13 protein-coding genes are annotated in these 17,202 nt (G+C 70.2%); 7 read left to right on the top strand and 6 right to left on the bottom strand.

The genetic code is table 11. The features are described from left to right. The first annotated feature begins 24 nt into the window (after positions 1-24). Positions 25-1,131: a serine hydrolase domain-containing protein gene (locus ABZ848_RS36710; RefSeq protein ID WP_360838993.1), complete on the top strand. Its 1,107-nt coding sequence runs from the start codon at positions 25-27 to the stop codon at positions 1,129-1,131. Further along, positions 1,131-1,739: a hypothetical protein gene (locus ABZ848_RS36705; protein ID WP_360838990.1), complete on the top strand. Its 609-nt coding sequence runs from the start codon at positions 1,131-1,133 to the stop codon at positions 1,737-1,739. Before ABZ848_RS36710 ends, ABZ848_RS36705 begins: the two co-directional genes overlap by 1 nt. 19 nt (positions 1,740-1,758) lie before the next feature. Here the strand turns inward: ABZ848_RS36705 and ABZ848_RS36700 are convergent, their stop codons facing one another. Further along, complete coding sequence (locus ABZ848_RS36700) at positions 1,759-2,475, bottom strand: SDR family oxidoreductase (RefSeq protein ID WP_360838989.1); 717 nt, start codon at positions 2,473-2,475, stop codon at positions 1,759-1,761. A gap of 76 nt (positions 2,476-2,551) precedes the next feature. Between ABZ848_RS36700 and ABZ848_RS36695 the strand changes: the two genes are divergently transcribed. Continuing rightward, a complete protein-coding gene (locus ABZ848_RS36695) occupies positions 2,552-3,460 on the top strand; it encodes a helix-turn-helix transcriptional regulator (protein ID WP_360838987.1) in 909 nt (302 codons plus the stop codon). A gap of 9 nt (positions 3,461-3,469) precedes the next feature. Here ABZ848_RS36695 and ABZ848_RS36690 read toward each other — a convergent pair whose 3' ends face one another. After that, positions 3,470-3,853 (bottom strand): VOC family protein, encoded by a 384-nt coding sequence (locus ABZ848_RS36690; protein WP_360838985.1) that lies wholly within the window; start codon positions 3,851-3,853, stop codon positions 3,470-3,472. Between the two features lie 96 nt (positions 3,854-3,949). On the opposite strand from ABZ848_RS36690, the gene ABZ848_RS36685 reads away from it, so the two are divergent. The 3 genes from ABZ848_RS36685 to ABZ848_RS36675 are packed head-to-tail and all read left to right on the top strand — an operon-like array spanning position 3,950 to position 7,151. Then, complete coding sequence (locus ABZ848_RS36685; RefSeq protein ID WP_360839176.1) at positions 3,950-5,002, top strand: iron-siderophore ABC transporter substrate-binding protein; 1,053 nt, start codon at positions 3,950-3,952, stop codon at positions 5,000-5,002. Beyond that, positions 4,999-5,991: an iron ABC transporter permease gene (locus tag ABZ848_RS36680; protein ID WP_360838983.1), complete on the top strand. Its 993-nt coding sequence runs from the start codon at positions 4,999-5,001 to the stop codon at positions 5,989-5,991. Before ABZ848_RS36685 ends, ABZ848_RS36680 begins: the two co-directional genes overlap by 4 nt. A 32-nt stretch (positions 5,992-6,023) precedes the next feature. Beyond that, positions 6,024-7,151 carry an iron ABC transporter permease gene (locus tag ABZ848_RS36675; RefSeq protein ID WP_360838981.1) on the top strand — a complete coding sequence of 376 codons (1,128 nt, stop codon included), beginning with the start codon at positions 6,024-6,026 and terminating at the stop codon, positions 7,149-7,151. 50 nt (positions 7,152-7,201) lie between these two features. Here the strand turns inward: ABZ848_RS36675 and ABZ848_RS36670 are convergent, their stop codons facing one another. Further along, a complete protein-coding gene (locus tag ABZ848_RS36670; protein ID WP_360838979.1) occupies positions 7,202-8,242 on the bottom strand; it encodes an NAD(P)-dependent alcohol dehydrogenase in 1,041 nt (346 codons plus the stop codon). Between the two features lie 170 nt (positions 8,243-8,412). On the opposite strand from ABZ848_RS36670, the gene ABZ848_RS36665 reads away from it, so the two are divergent. Next, entirely contained in the window at positions 8,413-9,348 is a 936-nt protein-coding gene (locus tag ABZ848_RS36665; protein ID WP_360838978.1) for a helix-turn-helix transcriptional regulator, read from the top strand. Here ABZ848_RS36665 and ABZ848_RS36660 read toward each other — a convergent pair. The 3 genes from ABZ848_RS36660 to ABZ848_RS36650 all read right to left on the bottom strand — a co-directional run bounded on the left by ABZ848_RS36660 (position 9,326) and on the right by ABZ848_RS36650 (position 17,034). Next, on the bottom strand, positions 9,326-10,096 hold the full coding sequence (locus ABZ848_RS36660; RefSeq protein ID WP_360838976.1) for an antibiotic biosynthesis monooxygenase: 771 nt from the start codon (positions 10,094-10,096) through the stop codon (positions 9,326-9,328). The genes ABZ848_RS36665 and ABZ848_RS36660 overlap by 23 nt on opposite strands. A gap of 80 nt (positions 10,097-10,176) precedes the next feature. After that, entirely contained in the window at positions 10,177-13,494 is a 3,318-nt protein-coding gene (locus ABZ848_RS36655; protein ID WP_360838975.1) for a S8 family peptidase, read from the bottom strand. 243 nt (positions 13,495-13,737) lie between these two features. Beyond that, positions 13,738-17,034, bottom strand: coding sequence for a S8 family peptidase (locus tag ABZ848_RS36650; RefSeq protein ID WP_360838973.1), 3,297 nt, complete (start codon positions 17,032-17,034; stop codon positions 13,738-13,740). Positions 17,035-17,202 lie beyond the last annotated feature (168 nt).

The raw sequence follows: 17,202 nt of genomic DNA, 5'->3' as shown, positions 1-17,202 counted from the left end.
TCCCGTGCGGGCTAGATGTGGGGCATGGCTGACATTCAGGGCTCGTACGACGAACTGTTCACCGCCGTGCCCAGCGCGCTCGCGGAGTTGCTCGACGGTGGGGACGTCGGCGGGTCGGTCGCGGTGTTCGTGGACGGGGAGCCGGTCGTCGACGTGTGGGGCGGTTACGCCGACGCGGAGCGGACCGTGCCGTGGGAGCGGGACACGATCGTCGGGGTGTACTCCGTGACCAAGACGATGACCGCGCTGTGCGCGCTGGTGCTGGCCGACCGGGGGGAGCTCGATCCGGACGCTCAAGTCGTGCGCTACTGGCCGGAGTTCGGCGCGGCGGGCAAGGAGAAGGTGCTCGTACGGCATCTGCTGTCGCACACCGCCGGGCTGCCGGACTGGGAGTGGCCGGTGGAGGAGCTGTACGACTGGGCGACCGCCACGGGCCGGCTGGCCGCCGCGGCGCCGAAGTGGGAGCCGGGGAGTGCGGCCGGGTACCACTCGATGACGCAGGGGTTCCTGGTCGGTGAGGTGGTGCGGCGGATCAGCGGGCGGAGCGTGGGCGAGTTCTTCGCCGAGGAGGTCGCGGGGCCGCTGGGCGCGGACTTCCACATCGGGCTGGGCGCCGAGCACGACCACCGCGTGGCGCTCACCGTGCCGCCGCCCGGCCAGGACGAGGAGTACCTGGCGAGCGCGCCCGGTGGCGAGGCGCGGCACTCCGCCGCCACGGGTTTCCGGGTCCGGCACGGCAACGGCCTGCCCTGGCGCCGCGCCCAGATCCCCGCCGCGAGCGGGTACGGCAACGCCCGCTCGGTGGCCCAGGTGCAGTCGGTGATGGCCTGCGGCGGAACGGTACGCGGCACACGGGTCCTCTCCCAGGCAGGCTGCGACCGTGCCTGGGAGGAGCAGTTCGACGGCGAGGACCTGGTCCTGGGCATGCCGATCCGCTGGGGCCTCGGCTACGGGCTGTTCGGCAGCACGTACGGCTGGGGCGGCTGGGGCGGCTCCCTCGTCATGATCGAACCCGAGTCCCGCATGGTCGTCGCGTACGTCACCAACCAGATGCGCGAACCCGCGCAGGACCAGCGCGGCCTGAACATCGTCATGTCCGCGTACGACGGCCTCACGGAGCTGCGGGCGTGATGGCTGAGCGGCGAGGGGCGGGCCCGGCCGTCGTACCCGACGAACTGGCGGCACTCTGGCGCGACCGCCACCCGTCCACCCCACCCCTCGCCCACCTCTTCCGCGACGCGCTCCACGACCGCTGGGTCCGCTTCCACAGCCTCCCGCGCTCGAAGCGCTATCCGGAGTCCGAGGAGGAGTACGCGACGGTGCTGGACCGCCACAACACCGTCCTCGACGAACTCTTCGCCGGCCAGGACGTGTTCGTCGTGTCCATGGACTGGTCGGACGCGTCCGGGATCCCGCCCTGGCACGAGCGGCGTTCCCTGCACCCGGCCGCCGTGCGCTGGTGGACGGAACCGGACTGCGACGCCCCCGACCCCGCCTTCCACGGCTACCGGCACCTGTACGCCGAGCTCCGCCCCTGGGCACCCGGCCTCGTCGACGACCTGCTGCGGGCCGTCGCCGACGACACCTTGGCGGAGGTCTTCCTCGCCGACACCGGGCTGCGGCGCCTGTACCACCCGTACGACGGTGGCGCGGACGTCGTCCTGACGACGCCCGAGGAGCGCGACCGGCTGCGGGAGCGTCACCGGGGCTGGCTCTCCTCGCATCCGTGCGGTCTTTGACGACACGCCTCTCCGCCCCTCACCACGGCACCCCTGTCCCGTCCCACGAGAAGAACTGCCCCGTCGGGCCGTCGTCCGGGAGGAGGGCCAGGTGTACGGCGCCGTCCGCCGCCTCCGCCGGATCGCCGCCGGAGGTTTTCGCGCCGGGGACCAGGTCCGTGGCGCGGCGGCCCGGGGCCAGGGCATTGATCTTGAAGCCCTCCTCGGCGAGGGTCTGGGCGTAGAGGAGGGTGAGGGTGTTGAGGGCCGTCTTGGAGGCTCGGTAGGCGGCGGAGCCCGGGAGGCCCGGTGTGAACTGGGGGTTGGGGTGCGTGCTCCAGGTCAGGGATGCCGTACCGCTGGAGATGTTGACGATCCGGGGGTGCGGGGAGCGGCGCAGGGCCGGGAGGAAGGCGTTGGTCACTTCCAGGACGGCCACCACGTTCGTCTCGTACGCCCGGCGGAACTCGGCCGCGTCCGACTCCGTCGGCGGGGCCAGGGACGGGTTGATGCCGGCGTTGTTGACCAGGACGTCCAGGCTGTCCACCTGCGCCGCGGCCACCGCGATGCTCTCCGCGTCCCTCACGTCCAGGAGCAGCGGCCGGGCCGCGTCGCCGATCTCCGCCACCGCCCGCTTCCCGCGCTCCGCGTCCCGCGAGCCCACCAGGACCGTGAAGCCCTCGGCCGCAAGGCGCCTCGCAATATGCAGGCCGATTCCCTTGTTGGCACCGGTGACGAGTGCTGTTCGTTCGTTCATGAGAGCCACGGTCGTCCTGGGCGCCTCCCGCTGCCAGGGACGGCCTGTACCAGGCAGTGCAGTGAGGAGGCAGGGCATGGCCAGGCAGGAGTTGGCGCGGTTTCTGCGGGAGCGCAGGGCCGGGCTGCGGCCGGACGATTTCGGCCTGCCGGACCGTGATCCGCGGCGCCGCACGCCCGGGCTGCGGCGCGAGGAACTCGCCGAGCTGGCCCACATGTCGGTCGACTACTACGTACGGCTGGAACAGGCCCGCGGACCGAGACCGTCCGCCCGGATCCTGGACGGCCTCGCCCGGGCGCTGCGGCTCAGCCCCGCCGAGCGCGATCACCTCTTCCGCCTCGCCGGGTCCGCCACTCCGCCCGGCGCCGGGCCGGTACGGCAGGTGCGGCCGCATGTGGTGCGGATGCTGGAGCGGCTGCCGGAGACCGCCGCGATCGTCACCGACGCGGCATACGGCCTCGTCGCCTGGAACCCCCTCGCGCAGAGCCTGTTCGGCGGCGACCTCGGACTCGGCACCACCAATCTCGCCCGGCGCCGCTTCCTCAACGAGGGGCGGATGTACGGCAGTTCGAGCACGGAGGAATTCGGGCGGATCGTCGTCGCCCGGCTGCGGCGCGCCGCCGACCGCTATCCGCACGACCCCGCGCTCGCCGCCCAACTGGCCGAACTGCACACCGGCAGCCCGGAGTTCGGGCACCTGTGGGAGAGCCGGCCGGTGCACGCACCCGGCCACCGCACCAAGACCGTCGACCACCCCGCCGTGGGCCCCCTCCGCCTGAACTGCGACGTCCTCCTCGTCCCCGAGGACGACCAGGAGGTCGTCCTGATCACCGCGGACCCCGGCTCCCCGTCCGCGCGGGCGCTGCGCGAACTCGCCGGGAAGGGAAGGGAGGACAGCGGGACGGGGGCGTCGTACACGAATCCGTGTGCCCGTACCGCCCCTGACCAGGATGGATGTCGTCATGGTGGGCGGAGAGGTGTGTGACCGGTCCCGTCAGTCTCCGCTGCCGTAAGGCCTCGTCAGGATTTCCAGGTTGTGGCCGTTGGGGTCGTCGAAGTACGTGCCGCGGCCGCCGTCGTTGTGGTTGATCTCGCCGGTGCGGTGGTGGTACGGGTCGGCCCAGTACGTCAGGCCGGCCTGCTGGATGCGGGCGAAGATGGTGTCGAAGTCGTCCTCGGAGACGAGGAACGCGTAGTGCTGCGGTGTGATGTCTCCGGTCGTGTCCATGTAGTCGAGCGTCACGCCGTTGGGGATCTCGACGGGGATGAAGGGGCCGAACTGCGGGCTCACTTCCAAGCCCAGGATGTCGGCGAGGAACCGGGCCGACGTGTTCTTGTCGTATGCGGCGACGATGGTGTGGTTCAGCTGCACGGTCATCGTGTGGGCCTCCTCATGACCAACATACTCCGACGACCGGCTAAGGTAAGGCTTGCCTTAGCTAACGATCGGAGCAGTGCTGTGCGTGCAGTGGGAATGAAGGCCGTGCTGGCCGCGACCGTCGTGGGAGGGCTGCTCACCGGCTGCTCGTCGTCCGGCAGCGGGGATGGTGGGGAGACGAAGGCGGACGGGGCCCGCAACCAGGTCATCGGCGCCAGCGAAGGGCCGTCCGCCGCGCCCAGCGCCCTCGCCGACGGGATGGGTTCCGACGAGGAGACCGACGGGAGCTTTCCCCGGACCGTCAAGCACTTCGAGGGCAGCACCACCGTCAAGGCCGCGCCCGAGAAGATCGCCGTGCTCAGCACCGGCCAGCTCGACGACCTGCTCTCCCTCGGGATCGTGCCGACGGCCGGCACCCGCGCCGACAACGCCGGTCTGGTCCCCGACTACCTCGCGGACGCCTTCCCCGCCTACAAGTCGAAGCTCGCCGCGATGACCGACGCGGGCACCCGGCAGGCGCCCAACCTGGAGTCCCTCGCCGCCGCCAAGCCCGATCTCATCCTCGCCAACGACTCGCTCGGCGACCTCTACCCCAAGCTCTCGAAGATCGCGCCGACCGTGATCACCGCGGGCAACGGCATCAACTGGAAGCGGGACCTGCTGCTCGTCGGCGACGCGGTCGGCAAGGGGCAGGCGGCCCGGGAACTGCTCGATGACATCGTTGCCGACGCGAAGGAGAAGGGCGCGGCGGTCGAGGGCGACCCGACCGTCTCGATGCTCCGCTTCACGCCCGACCGCACGCGGATGTTCGGCGTCTCGTCCTTCACCGGGTCGATCGCCGTGGACATGGGGCTGGAGCGGCCCAAGTCCCAGCGGTTCTCGGCCATTTCGGAGGACATCGGCGCGGAGAGCATCGACAAGGCCGACGGGGACTGGATCTTCTACTCCGTGCAGGGCGACGCCGACAAGACGGACGCGGCTGGGGGCACCCCCTCTGGGGGAGTGGTCGCCGGGCCGCTGTGGAAGTCCATGAAGGCGGTCGAGGCCGGCCACGCCGTCAAGGTCGACGACGACCCCTGGTACCTCAACGCCGGTCCCACCGCCGCACGTCTGGTCGTACGACAGCTCGCCGAGCACCTCGGCAAGTGAGCCGACGCCTGGTCTGGCCGGCGGCCGTCGCCGCGGTGGGGGTCGCGGTGCTGCTCAGCCTTGCCGTCGGTACGCGTCCCGTCCCGCCGTCCGCCGTGCTCGACGCCCTGCTGCACGGCGGGGCGTCGCCGGACGCGCTGGTCGTACGGTCGCTGCGGTTGCCGCGGACCGAGGTGGGGCTCACGGCAGGGGCCGCGCTGGGGGTCGCGGGCGCGGCGCTGCAGGCGGTGACCCGGAATCCGCTGGCCGATCCCGGGATCCTGGGGCTGAGCCAGGGCGCTGCGGCGGGGGTCGTACTGGCCATCGGGCTCGGGATCGCGGACGGGTTCGGCGGGTACGTCTGGTACGGGTTCGGCGGGGCCGTCGTCGCCGCGTGTCTGGTGTACGGGGTTGCTTCGCGGGGGCGGGGTGGGGCGTCGCCGGTGAAGCTGGCGCTTGCGGGGACGGCGTTGTCGGCGATGACCGCGGGTGGGACGACGGTTGTTCTGACGTCGAGTTCGGCGACCTTGGATCAGTTCCGGTTCTGGCAGGTGGGGTCGTTGAGCGGGCGGGACGCGGGGGTCGTCGTATCGATGCTGCCGTTTTTGGTGGTGGGGGCGGGGCTGGTGTTCGCGTGTGCTCGCGGGCTGGATGCGTTGGCCCTCGGCGATGAGACGGCTCGGGGGCTTGGGCATCGGGTGCCGGTGGTGCGGGGTGTGGCTGCGCTGGGGGCGACGCTGCTGGTCGCTGCCGCTGTGGCTGCGGCGGGGCCGATCGCGTTTGTGGGGCTTGCTGTGCCGCATCTGGCTCGGCGGGTCGGGAGTGGGCGTGGAGGGTATCGGGGGGTGCTGCCGTTGTCTGCCGTGCTGGGGGCTGGGTTGTTGGTGGGGGCGGATGTGGTGGGGCGGGTTGTGCGGGCTCCTGCGGAGGTGCCGGCGGGGGTTATGACGGCGCTGGTGGGGGTGCCTGTGTTGGTTGTGCTGGTGCGGCGGAGGGGTGCGGGGGCGTGACGCGTCGGGGGTGCCAGGAAAGGTTGTCGGGCGTGTGCGGGTTCGTTGGGGCTGGTCGCGCCCGCGCGGCGGTAGCCGCAAATCCAACACAGCCCCGCGCCCCTGGGGGGTGGCAGCGGCCGTCGGCTGTGAAGTCGCACCTTGTTTTTCGGCCCTCGGCCCGTGCCTCCCTGCTCCTTCACCGTCGGTCCGCCCTGACCGGGACCCTTCTCCTCGCTCTCCTCGTCCTCCTCATGGTCGTCTCCGCCTCTCTGGGCCAGATCTACGTCTCCCCCGGCCAGGTCTGGCACACCCTCCGTACCGGGACCGGGCCCCACGAACTCGTCGTCAACGAACTCCGCGTCCCCCGTATCCTCGTCGGCGCTCTCGTCGGAGCTGCCCTCGGGCTCTCCGGGGCCCTCGTGCAGAGCGTCACCCGGAATCCGCTTGCCAGTCCTGATGTGATCGGGGTCGGGCATGGGGCCGCTGCCGCGACTGTGGTGGCGCTTGCCACCGGGGTCGTGAGCAGTCCCGGGGCCATGCCCGTCGTGTCGGTCGCCGGTGGGCTCGCGGCCGCCATGCTCGTGTACGTGCTCGCCTGGCGGCAGGGGATGCAGGCAAGTCGGTTCGTGCTCACCGGTGTTGGGATCGGGGTCGCGCTGGGTGCCGTCGTGCAGCTGTATCTCGCCGACAGTGAGCTGGAAGCAGCCGAGCAGGTCAAGCTGTGGCTCACCGGGAGTCTCAACGGGCGGGGGTACGAGCAGGCGGAGCCGTTGGCCGTCGTGCTGCTCGCCTCCGTGCCCGCGCTGGTGTGGGCCAGTTGGGCGCTGCGGACGCTCGGGCTCGATGCCGACACCGCCGCCGGGCTCGGTGTGCGGGTGGATCGTGTGCGGCTCGGGCTCACGGGGCTCGGCGTCGTGCTCGCCGCCGTCGCGACCGGGGCCGGCGGGCCGATCGGGTTCGTGGCGCTGACCTCGCCGCAGCTGGCCCGGCGGATCACCCGTACCGCTCAACTGCCGCTGTTCTGCAGCGCGTTGACCGGCGCGGTCGTGCTGGTCGGGGCCGATCTGGCCGCCCGTACGCTGCTGCCGCCGCTGGAGATCCCCGTCGGCGCGCTCACCTCGCTCGTCGGTGGGCCGTATCTGCTGTGGCTGCTGGGGCGGCGGACGGCGGCACGCTGAGGGCCCCGGAGGAGTGCGCCTCCAGGGCCCTCAGGGCGGGGGGAACTCGGTCAGATGGTCGCGTTGTCGATGACGAAGCGGTAGCGGACGTCGCTGGCGACGACCCGCTCGTACGCCTCGTTGACCTCGTCCGCGCGGATCAGCTCGATCTCGGCGCCGATGCCGTGCTCGGCGCAGAAGTCCAGCATCTCCTGGGTCTCGGCGATGCCGCCGATCGGGGAGCCGGCGAGGGTCTTGCGGCCGCCGATCACCGAGAAGAGGTTGAGGGAGATCGGCTCCTCGGGGGCGCCGACGTTCACCAGGGCGCCGTCGACCTTGACCAGGGACAGCAGTGCGCCGAAGTCCATCGGGGCGGAGACGGTCGACACGATCAGGTCGAAGGTGCCGGCCAGCTCCTTGAAGGTGTTCGGGTCACTGGTGGCGTGGTAGTGGTCGGCGCCCAGCTTGAGGCCGTCCTCCTTCTTGCGCAGCGACTGGGAGAGGACGGTCACCTCGGCGCCCATGGCGTGCGCGATCTTGACGGCCATGTGACCGAGGCCGCCGAGCCCGACGACGGCGACCTTCTTGCCGGGGCCGGCGTTCCAGTGGTTGAGCGGGGAGTACGTGGTGATGCCGGCGCACAGCAGCGGGGCGGCCACGTCGAGGGAGAGGCCGTCGGGGATACGGACGACGAAGTTCTCGTCGACGACGATCTTCTCGGAGTACCCGCCGTAGGTGGGCTGCCCGTCCTTGCCGACCGCGTTGTACGTGCCGACGGCGCCCCCGGAGCAGAACTGCTCCAGACCGGCCTTGCAGTGCTCGCACTCGCGGCAGGAGTCGACGAGGCAGCCGACGCCCACCCGGTCGCCGACGGCGTGCTTGGTGACGCCGGGGCCGACCTCGGAGACGACGCCCGCGATCTCGTGGCCCGGGACCATGGGGAAGATCGCCTCGCCCCAGCCCTCGCGGGCCTGGTGGATGTCGGAGTGGCAGATGCCGGCGAACTTGATGTCGATCAGGACGTCGAACTCGCCGACCGGGCGGCGCTCGATGGTGGTGCGCTCCAGCGGAGCCTTGGCGGCGGGGGCGGCGTAAGCGGCGACGGTGGTCATGCCGGAGTTCTCCTCGTGGAAGGTGCGCGCCCGGCTGCCTTCCGACCGGGCACGACGTCCAGCTTGCCGGTCCGCGAAGGGGTCACCCAGCCCACGCTTCTGCGTACGTCCGGTGTTCCTACTACTGGCGGGGGCAGGCTCGTGTTCGTACGACCGTGAATACTGGACACATGGACGAACAGCCCGACCTCGTACAGGACGCCGTCGAGGGGACCGGCGGGGCCCTGGACCGGCGTGCCGAGCTGAGCGAGTTCCTGCGCACCCGGCGGGCGCGGCTGAAGCCGGAGGACGTGGGGCTGCCCGACTTCGGGCGGCACCGGCGGGTGCCGGGCCTGCGGCGCGAGGAGCTGGCGCAGCTGGCGGGCGTCTCGGTGGCGTACTACACGCGTCTGGAACAGGGCAACGGGCGGAACGTGTCGGCGGAGGTGCTGGACGCGATCGCGCGGGCGCTGCGGCTGACGGACACCGAGCACGACCATCTCACCCATCTGGCGAAGCCCAAGCAGAACAAGAAGAAGGCGCCGAGTCGGCCGGAGCAGGTGCGGGTGTCGCTGCGGCAGCTGCTGGACACGCTGGACGGGGTGCCGGCGTACATCTCGGGGCGCTACTGCGACATCCTCGCCTGGAACAGCATGGCCGCGGCCGTGTTCGGCGACTGGGCGCGGATGCCGGTGCAGGAGCGGAACTGGGCGCGGCTGGTGTTCCTGAACCCGGAGTACCGCGAACTGTTCGTGGAGTGGGACCAGAAGGCCAGCGACATGGTCAGCTACCTGCGGATGGCGGCGGGCGTCCACCCCGACGACCCCCGGCTGTCCGCCCTGGTCGGCGAACTCTCCGTGAAGAGCGAGGAGTTCCGGCGGCTGTGGGCCACGCACGACGTCAAGGAGAAGGGCCACGGCGTCAAGCGCCTGCGCCATCCCCTGGTCGGCGAGCTGACCCTCAACTTCGAGTCCTTCCGCCCACCGGACAACTGCGACCAGGGCCTGGTCATCTACCACGCCGAACCGGGCTCCGCCTCGGCGGACGCCCTGCGCCTGCTGGCCAGTTGGGGCGCGGACGCGACGCGCTCGGGGAAGACCTCCGTCAGCCCCGATACGGCGGCATAGCCCCCCAGTTCCACTTCGGCACCGCCTGCTCGGCCGGCGGCTTGGCGTCCGGGGCGGAGAAGTGGACGGCCAGCCTCGTGCCCCACTCGATGTACGCCAGGAACGCCGAGCGGAACTCTGCGTCCGTCGGCAGGCCCGCCTCGTCCGCCGCGTCCTGGATGAGGTTGACCCAGCGGCGGCGCTGGGGCTCCGTGATGTGCTTGCCGAAGTGCTTGGCGACCATGTGGCCGTGGCCGCCCTGGGTGAGGGAGTAGGCGGGCGGGCCGCCGAAGACCTCGGCGAGCCAGAGCGCGACATGCTCGGCGTGGTCGGGGGCCAGGTCCGCGAAGAGCGGGGCCAGCAGGTCGTCCTTGAGCACCTTGTCGTAGAACGCCGAGGTCAGGCGGGAGAAGGCGTCCGCGCCGCCCGCCCAGGTGTACAGCGACGGCACCGACGAGCCGGTCCCCCGCACCACCGTCGGCTTGTAGTGCCGCATCTCCTCGATGTTCTCGACGTAGGGCCGGATCTCCGCGAAGAACGCGGGGAACAGCTCCGACTTGCGGAAGCCCTCGACGTGGTCCTCGGTCGACGTCCAGACGATGCGCAGGACGAAGTGCTCGAAGTCCTCCTCGCAGCGCGCCAGTTCGTAGTCGACGCACTGCGGTGCCGCCGCCAGCTGGGCGGCGGCGCGGGTGTAGGCGGCCAGGAACTCCGCCGAGCGGTCCTGCGGGACGCGGTACCGGATGTATTCGACGGTCTCGGTGGTCATGGGCCCACACAAACACGGACGGCCCACCGGAGGCTGCACCTCCGGTGGGCCGTTCGCTCAGCGCTCAACGCGCCCGCGGGCTACTTGCCGTAGTAGGCGTTGTAGATCGTGACCGAGGACTTGTTGTTCTTCTTGTCGGTGATCTTGGCGCGGAAGGAGATGGACTTCCCCTTCGCCGGGTTCTTCACCTTGATCTTGCCGCCGACCACGGAGACCTTCGTCCAGGTCTTGTTGTCGTACGACACGTACACCGCGAGGGACTTGAGGTTGCTGCCCTTGGCGGCACCCTCGACGACGACCGGGATGCTCTTGGTCTGGCCGGCCGTGACCTTGCTGCCCAGGTCCGTGTTCGCGTCGAAGCGGGCCGTGGACGCGGGGAGCTTGGCGAGGTCGGCCTTCTTGGAGCGGAACTCCCAGGTGGCGTCGATGCGGGTGGAGGCCGCGGCGACCTTGACGCTGCGCTTGACCGAGGTGGTCAGCTTGTAGGCGGCGTCCGCGGACGGCACCTTGAACGCCTTCTCACCGAACAGCGGGTCGTCGTTGGAGCCGACCTTGGTGCCGTTGCGGTAGAGCGTCGTGACGACCGACGAGAAGAGCGAGGAGCCCGAGTGGGTCTTGCCGTCGGCGAACAGCGGGACGACACCGTAGATGTCGTTGCCGTCGCGGTAGAGGCCGAACTCGGAGTTCAGGTGCGGGCCGAAGACGGCCGTGTTGAACGTCTTCGAGTAGGACTTGCCGCCCTTGAACGTCTGCGGCGCGCCGATCGTGTAGTACGCCTCGGCGATCGGGAAGCCGTCCGCGTCGACGCCGCCGTCCTGCTCGAAGTCCAGGTTCCACTTCACCCCGCCGGCGGCGGACAGGTGCAGCTTGCGGACGCCGGGCAGGGTCTGCGGGATGGAGATCCCGGAGGCGCTGTTGACGCCGGGCAGCCAGCCCATCGCGGTGACGGAGCCCTTCTTGCCGCTCGCCGAGGCACCGAGGCCGACGTTCACCGTGGCCAGGTCCGCGGCCTTCCAGTGCTTGGTGTAGCCGGTGGCGAGCTGCTTGACGACGCCGCCGGTGGTGGCGTCGTACTCCTCGCTCGCGCCCTTGGACCAGTGGCCGTCCCACGACTGGGTCAGCGAACCGTCGGTGATCTGCGGGCCGAGGCCCTTCGAGCGGAAGCCCTCGTACGTGTTCAGGAACCAGCCGAAGCCGAAGCCGGAGTCGCCGACCTCGACGTCGTAACCCGGCGCCGCGAACTCGGACTTGGCGGCCGCGTCCGGCACGGTGATGTCGACCGGCTTGGCGGTGCGCGCGTCCAGCGTGACCGTCGTCTTCTTGGTGACGTCGAGCTTCGGCTGGGCCAGCCAGTCGATGCCCTTGGTGGCGTCCTCCGGGTCCACGAAGACGCTGCTGTCGAGGACGTAACGGCCCTTGGGCAGGCGCACCTTGACGGTGCCGGACTCGTCGTACGGGGCGTAGAACTTGTCCTTGCCGAGGCCGGAGACGCCGACCAGCAGGGCGCTGTAGTTCTTGGTCGGCTTCCCGTCCCGGCCGATGGCCTTCAGCGTGACGTCGTACGACTCCACCTCGCGCTGCACGGCCGCGGCCGTCCGCACGGTCTGGCCGTCGCCCGTCGCCGTCACGTACGCGGAGTACGCGCCGTCGACCGTGCCGCCGAGCTTGGTGTTGACGGTGAAGTCCACGGAGGCCTTGCCGCCCGCCGGGACGGTGACCGTGGTGGCCGCCAGCTTGAAGAAGCCGGACGGTGCCGCCTGGCCCTTCGGGTTGGTGGCGGTCGACGTCAGCTTCAGCGTGACGTCCTTCGTACCGAGGTTGCGGTACGTCAGCTGCTTGGTGACCGGGGTGTCGTCGGTGTGCGGCCACTGCTGCACACCGAAGCTCACCGACACCGGGTCGGCGATGACCGTCTGCTTGATCGCCTTGTCGACCGCGATCCGGCCCGAACCCTGCTCGAACGGCGTGTACTTGCCGCCCTTCGCGGAACCGGTCAGCGCACCCTTCAGCTCGGAGAACTTCCAGTCCGGGTGCTGCTGCTTGAGCAGCGCCGCGGCGCCCGCGACGTGCGGGGTCGCCATCGACGTACCGGAGATGGTCAGGTAGCCGGGCGGGTTCTCGCCGACCTCCTGGTCGATGACGCTGCCCGGGGCTGCCGCCGCGGTGATGTCGACGCCGGGGGCGGTGACATCGGGCTTGATCTGGCCGTCGAGGCCGGGGCCGCGGCTGGAGAAGGAGGCCAGCTTGTCGTTGTCGTCGACCGCGCCGACGGTCAGCGCGTCGGCGGCGCTGCCGGGGGAGCCGATGGTCTGGTCGCCGAAGTCGCCCTCGTTGCCGGCGGCGATGGCGAAGAGGATGCCCTTCTCCTCCGACAGCTTGTTGACCTCGGCCTCGAGCGGGTCGATCTCCGGGGTGTCGCCGCCGCCCAGGCTCAGGTTGACGACGTCGGCGCCCTGCTCGGCCGCCCACTCCATGCCCGCGAGGATGCCGGAGTCGTCACCGTAGCCGCTGTCGTCGAGGACCTTGCCGTTGAGCAGCTTGGCGTCCGGGGCCACACCCTTGTACTTGCCGCCGGACTTGGCGCCCGTACCGGCCGCGATGGACGCGACATGGGTGCCGTGGCCGAAGTGGTCGGTGGCGTCGGCGGCCGTGGAGAAGTTCTTCTCGCCGATCACCTGGCCCTGGAGGTCCGGGTGGGTGGCGTCGATGCCGGTGTCCAGGACGGCGATCTTGACGCCCTTGCCGGTGTAGCCGGCGGCCCACGCGGTCGGCGCGCCGATCTGCGGCACGGACTTGTCGAGGCTCGCCTTGCGGACGCCGTCGAGCCAGACGTGCGCGATGCCGGAGGCGGTCTTGTCCCCGTTGGTGACGGCGTCCCACAGCTCGGGCGCGTCCTGCTTCGGCGTCTGCACCGCGTCCGCGTTGAGCGCCTTCAGGTTCTCGCGGAGCGTGCCGGCGTCGCGGACCTCGGACTTCGCGGCCGCGGCGGCGCCCTTGTAGCCGACGATGACCTTCAGGCCCTTGGCCTGGGACTTGAGGGTCGCCGCCTTGCTCAGTTCGGTGACGTCGAACAGCCGCTGGTCGACCTTGCCGGTCGCGATCATGCGGGCGACGTCGGAGGGTACGACCAGGGTGTGGCCGTCGGCCCTGCGGATCTGGACGGGTATGTTCTCGCGGCCCTTGGCGGGCTCGATGCCGACGACGCGGCCCTTGGCGTCGACCGCGACGCGGTCACCCGTGATCAGCGTGATGCGGTGCTTGACGGTGAGCTTCGAGGACGCGGCCTTGGAGACGGCGACGCTCGTCTTCTCGGCCGTCGCCTGCGCCGGGCTGGTCATGCCCGCCGCGAGAGCCACGGCCGCCGCAGCGGCGATCGTGCCCGCGCACGCTCTTTTCACTTGTCTGCGCAAAACTCCCCCTAGCTGAAGTTCCGGGTGAAATATCCCCGTTCACCCGGCCGAGGGAGGTCTCGCACACATGAACGTGTGCACCCCCCGGAATACGCAGTATGCCGGGGGGTGATCACGCGCCTCAAGAGATGAGAGAAGGATGAGAGACGGACTTCACGTCTGTTACGCGGCCACTGGAAAGCCGTTACAGACCTGTCGCACTCGGATCCCCCACTTCCCTTGACAGCCTTGCTACTTGCCGTAGTACGCGTTGTAGATGGAGAGCGCCGACTTGTTGTTCTTCTTGTCGGTGATCTGGGCGTGGAAGGAGATGGACTTCCCCTTCGCCGGGTTCTTCACCTTGATCTTGCCGCCGACCACGGAGACCTTCTTCCAGGTCTTGCCGGAGTCGTAGGAGACCGTCACCGTAAGCGACTTGAGGTTGCTGCCCTTGGCGGCGCCCTCGACGACGACCGGGATGCTGACCGTCTTGCCGGCCTCGACCTTGTTGTCCAGGCCCATGGCGGGCTTGAAGCGGACGATGGACGCGGGCAGCGTGGTCACGGTGCCGGTGCCGGGCTTCTTGGAACGGAACTCCCAGCTCGCGTTGATCTGCGTGGAGGCCCCGGCGATGTTCGCGCTCCGCTTGACCGAGGTGGTCAGCTTGTACGCGGCATCGGCGGACGGCACCACGAACTCCTTGGCGCCGAACAGCGGGTCGTCGTTGGAGCCGACCTTGGTGCCGTTGCGGTAGAGCGTGGTGACGACCTTGCCGAAGTCCGAGGAACCGGCGTGCCCGGCCCCGTCGGAGAACAGCGGCAGATAGCCGTAGATGCTGTTGCCGTCCCGGAAGAGCCCGTAGTACGTGCTCAGGTGCGGGCCGAAGACCGCGGTGTTGAAGGTCTTCTTGTAGCTCTGACCCGCCTTGAACAGCTGCGAGTCGCCCAGCGTGTAGAACGCGTCCGCGACCGGGAAGCCCTGCGCGTCATGGCCCTTGTACTGCTGGAAGTCCCAGCTCCACTTGATCTTGTCGGAGGTCGAGAGGTACAGGGTGCGGCTGCCCGGCAGCTTCTGCTCGACGCCGGTGCCGAAGACGACGTCCTCGGGGAACTCGCCCACCGGCAGCAGCGCGCCGGTCTTGCCCGCGGCGCCGGACCCGATGTTGTTCTTCACCGTGGCGAGCTCGCTCGCCTTGAAGTGCCGGACCTTGTCGCCCTGCACCTTCTTGACGTCGCCGGTGGTGGCCACGTCGTACTCGGCCTTGTCGCCCTTGGTCCACTGCCCGTTCCAGGTCTGGTGCAGGCCGGAGACCTCGCCGCCGAGCGGCGCCATCCGGATGTCGGCGAAGGACTGCGCGCCGAAGGAGATGCCGATGAACGCCGGGTCGTAGACGTAGCCGATCATGCCCAGCTGCTGCTCGGCCGCCGCGTCCGGCACCGTGATGTCGGCCGCCTTGGTCTTGCGGGCGTCGATGGTCACCGTGGTGTTCTTGGTGACGTTCAGGCTCGGCTGGACCAGCCAGTCGATGCCGCCCTGGAAGTTGACGAGGTCCTTGGCGATCCAGGCGTCCAGCAGGTACTTGCCCTTGGGCACGCGCAGGGTCGTCGTGCCCGAGGCCGCGACCGGCACCTGGTAGCCGCGGTTCTCGGCGAGACCCGAGTAGCCGAGCAGGATGGTGTTGTAGTCCGGGGTCGGCTGCCCGTCCTTGCCGATGTGCTTGATGGTGACGTCGTACGACTCCACCTCACGCTGCACGGCAGCGGCCGTCCGCACGGTCTGGCCGTCGCCCGTCGCCGTCACGTACGCCGAGTACGCGCCGTCGAGGGTGCCGCCGAGCTTGGTGTTGACGGTCACGTCCACCGAGGCCTTGCCGCCGGCCGGAACCGTCACCTTGGTCGCGCCGAGCTTGAAGAAGCCCGCCGGAGCCGCCTGCCCCTTCGGGTCGGTGGCGGTGGCGGCCAGACTCAGCGTGACGTCCTTCGTACCGAGGTTGCGGTACGTCAGCTGCTTGGTGACCGGGGTGTCGTCGGTGTGCGGCCACTGCTGCACACCGAAGCTCACCGACACCGGGTCGGCGATCACGGTCTGCTTGATCGCCTTGTCGACCGCGATACGGCCCGAACCCTGCTCGAACGGCGTGTACTTGCCGCCCTTCGCCGAGCCCGTCAGCGCACCCTTCAGCTCGCTGAACTTCCAGTCCGGGTGCTCCTGCTTCAGGATCGCCGCCGCGCCCGCCACATGCGGCGTCGCCATCGACGTACCGGAAATGGTCAGATAGCCGGGCGGGTTCTCGCCGACCTCCTGGTCGATGACGCTGCCCGGGGCGGCCGCCGCGGTGATGTCGACGCCGGGGGCGGTGACGTCCGGCTTGATGGCACCGTCGACGGTCGGGCCGGTCGAGGAGAAGTCGGCCAGCACGTCCTTGTCGTCGACCGCGCCGACGGTGATCGCGTCCTCGGCGCTGCCGGGCGAACCGACCGACTCCGGGCCGGAGTTGCCCGCCGCGATCGCGAAGAGGATGCCCTTCTCCTCGGACAGCTTGTTGACCTCGGCCTCAAGGGGGTCGATGCCGGGCGAGTCCTGGCCGCCGAGGCTCAGGTTGACGACGTCGGCGCCCTGTTCGGCCGCCCACTCCATGCCGGCGAGGATGCCGGAGTCGTCACCGGAGCCGGTGTCGTCGAGGACCTTGCCGTTGAGGATCTTGGCGCCGGGTGCGACACCCTTGTACTTGCCGCCGGACTTGGCGCCGGTGCCCGCCGCGATGGACGCGACGTGCGTGCCGTGACCGAAGTGGTCGGTGGCGTCGGCGGCGGTGGAGAAGTTCTTGGACTCGACGACCTGGGTCTTCAGGTCGGGGTGGGTGGCGTCGACTCCCGTGTCCAGTACGGCGATCTTGACGCCCTTGCCGTCGTAGCCGGCCGCCCACGCCTTCGGCGCGCCGATCTGCGGGACGGACTTGTCGAGGCTCGCCTTGCGGGTGCCGTCCAGCCAGACGTGTGCGATGCCGGAGGCGGTCCTGCCGCCGTTGGTGACGGCGTCCCAGAGCTCGGGCGTCTCCTTGACCGGGGTCTGGACGGCGTCCGCGTTCAGGGACTTGAGGGTGCGACGCAGAGTGCCCGCGTCACGGACGTCGGCCTTGGTGCCCGTCGCCGCGCCGGCGTAACCGACAATCACCTTCAGGCCCTTGGCCTGCGACTTACGGGTCGCGGCCTTGTTGAGCTCCGTGACGTCGAACAGGCGCTGGTCGAGTTTGCCGGTGGCGACCAGGCGGGCCGCGTCGGCCGGCACCACGAGGGTGTGGCCGTCGGCCTTGCGGACCTGGACGGGTATGTGCTCGCGCCCCTTCGCCCGCTCCAGGCCGACGACCCGGCCCTTCGCGTCGACCAGCACACGGTCGCCGGTGATCAGGGTGATGCGGTGCTTGGACGAGAGCTGAGCGTGTGAAGCAGCCGCCGGCTGCTCCGTCTTGGCCGACGCCGGACCGGTCATGCCCGCCGCCAGGGCCACGGCCGCCGCGGTCGCGACGGACGCGGCGCATGCCCTTTTCACTTGTCTGCGCAAGTCTCCCCCTGGAGATGAAGCCGGGGGCGGTCTAGCACGCAAACGCGTACACCCCCCGGAATACGCAGTATGCCGAGGGGTGATCAGACGCCTCAAGAGATGAGAAGAAGGTAAGAGAAGCACCTTCCGGACTGTGACAGCCCCATCAGAAAGCCG

Source organism: Streptomyces sp. NPDC047081 (genome assembly GCF_040643775.1).
Lineage (GTDB): Bacteria > Actinomycetota > Actinomycetes > Streptomycetales > Streptomycetaceae > Streptomyces.
This window is presented reverse-complemented; position numbering and strand designations above follow the sequence as displayed.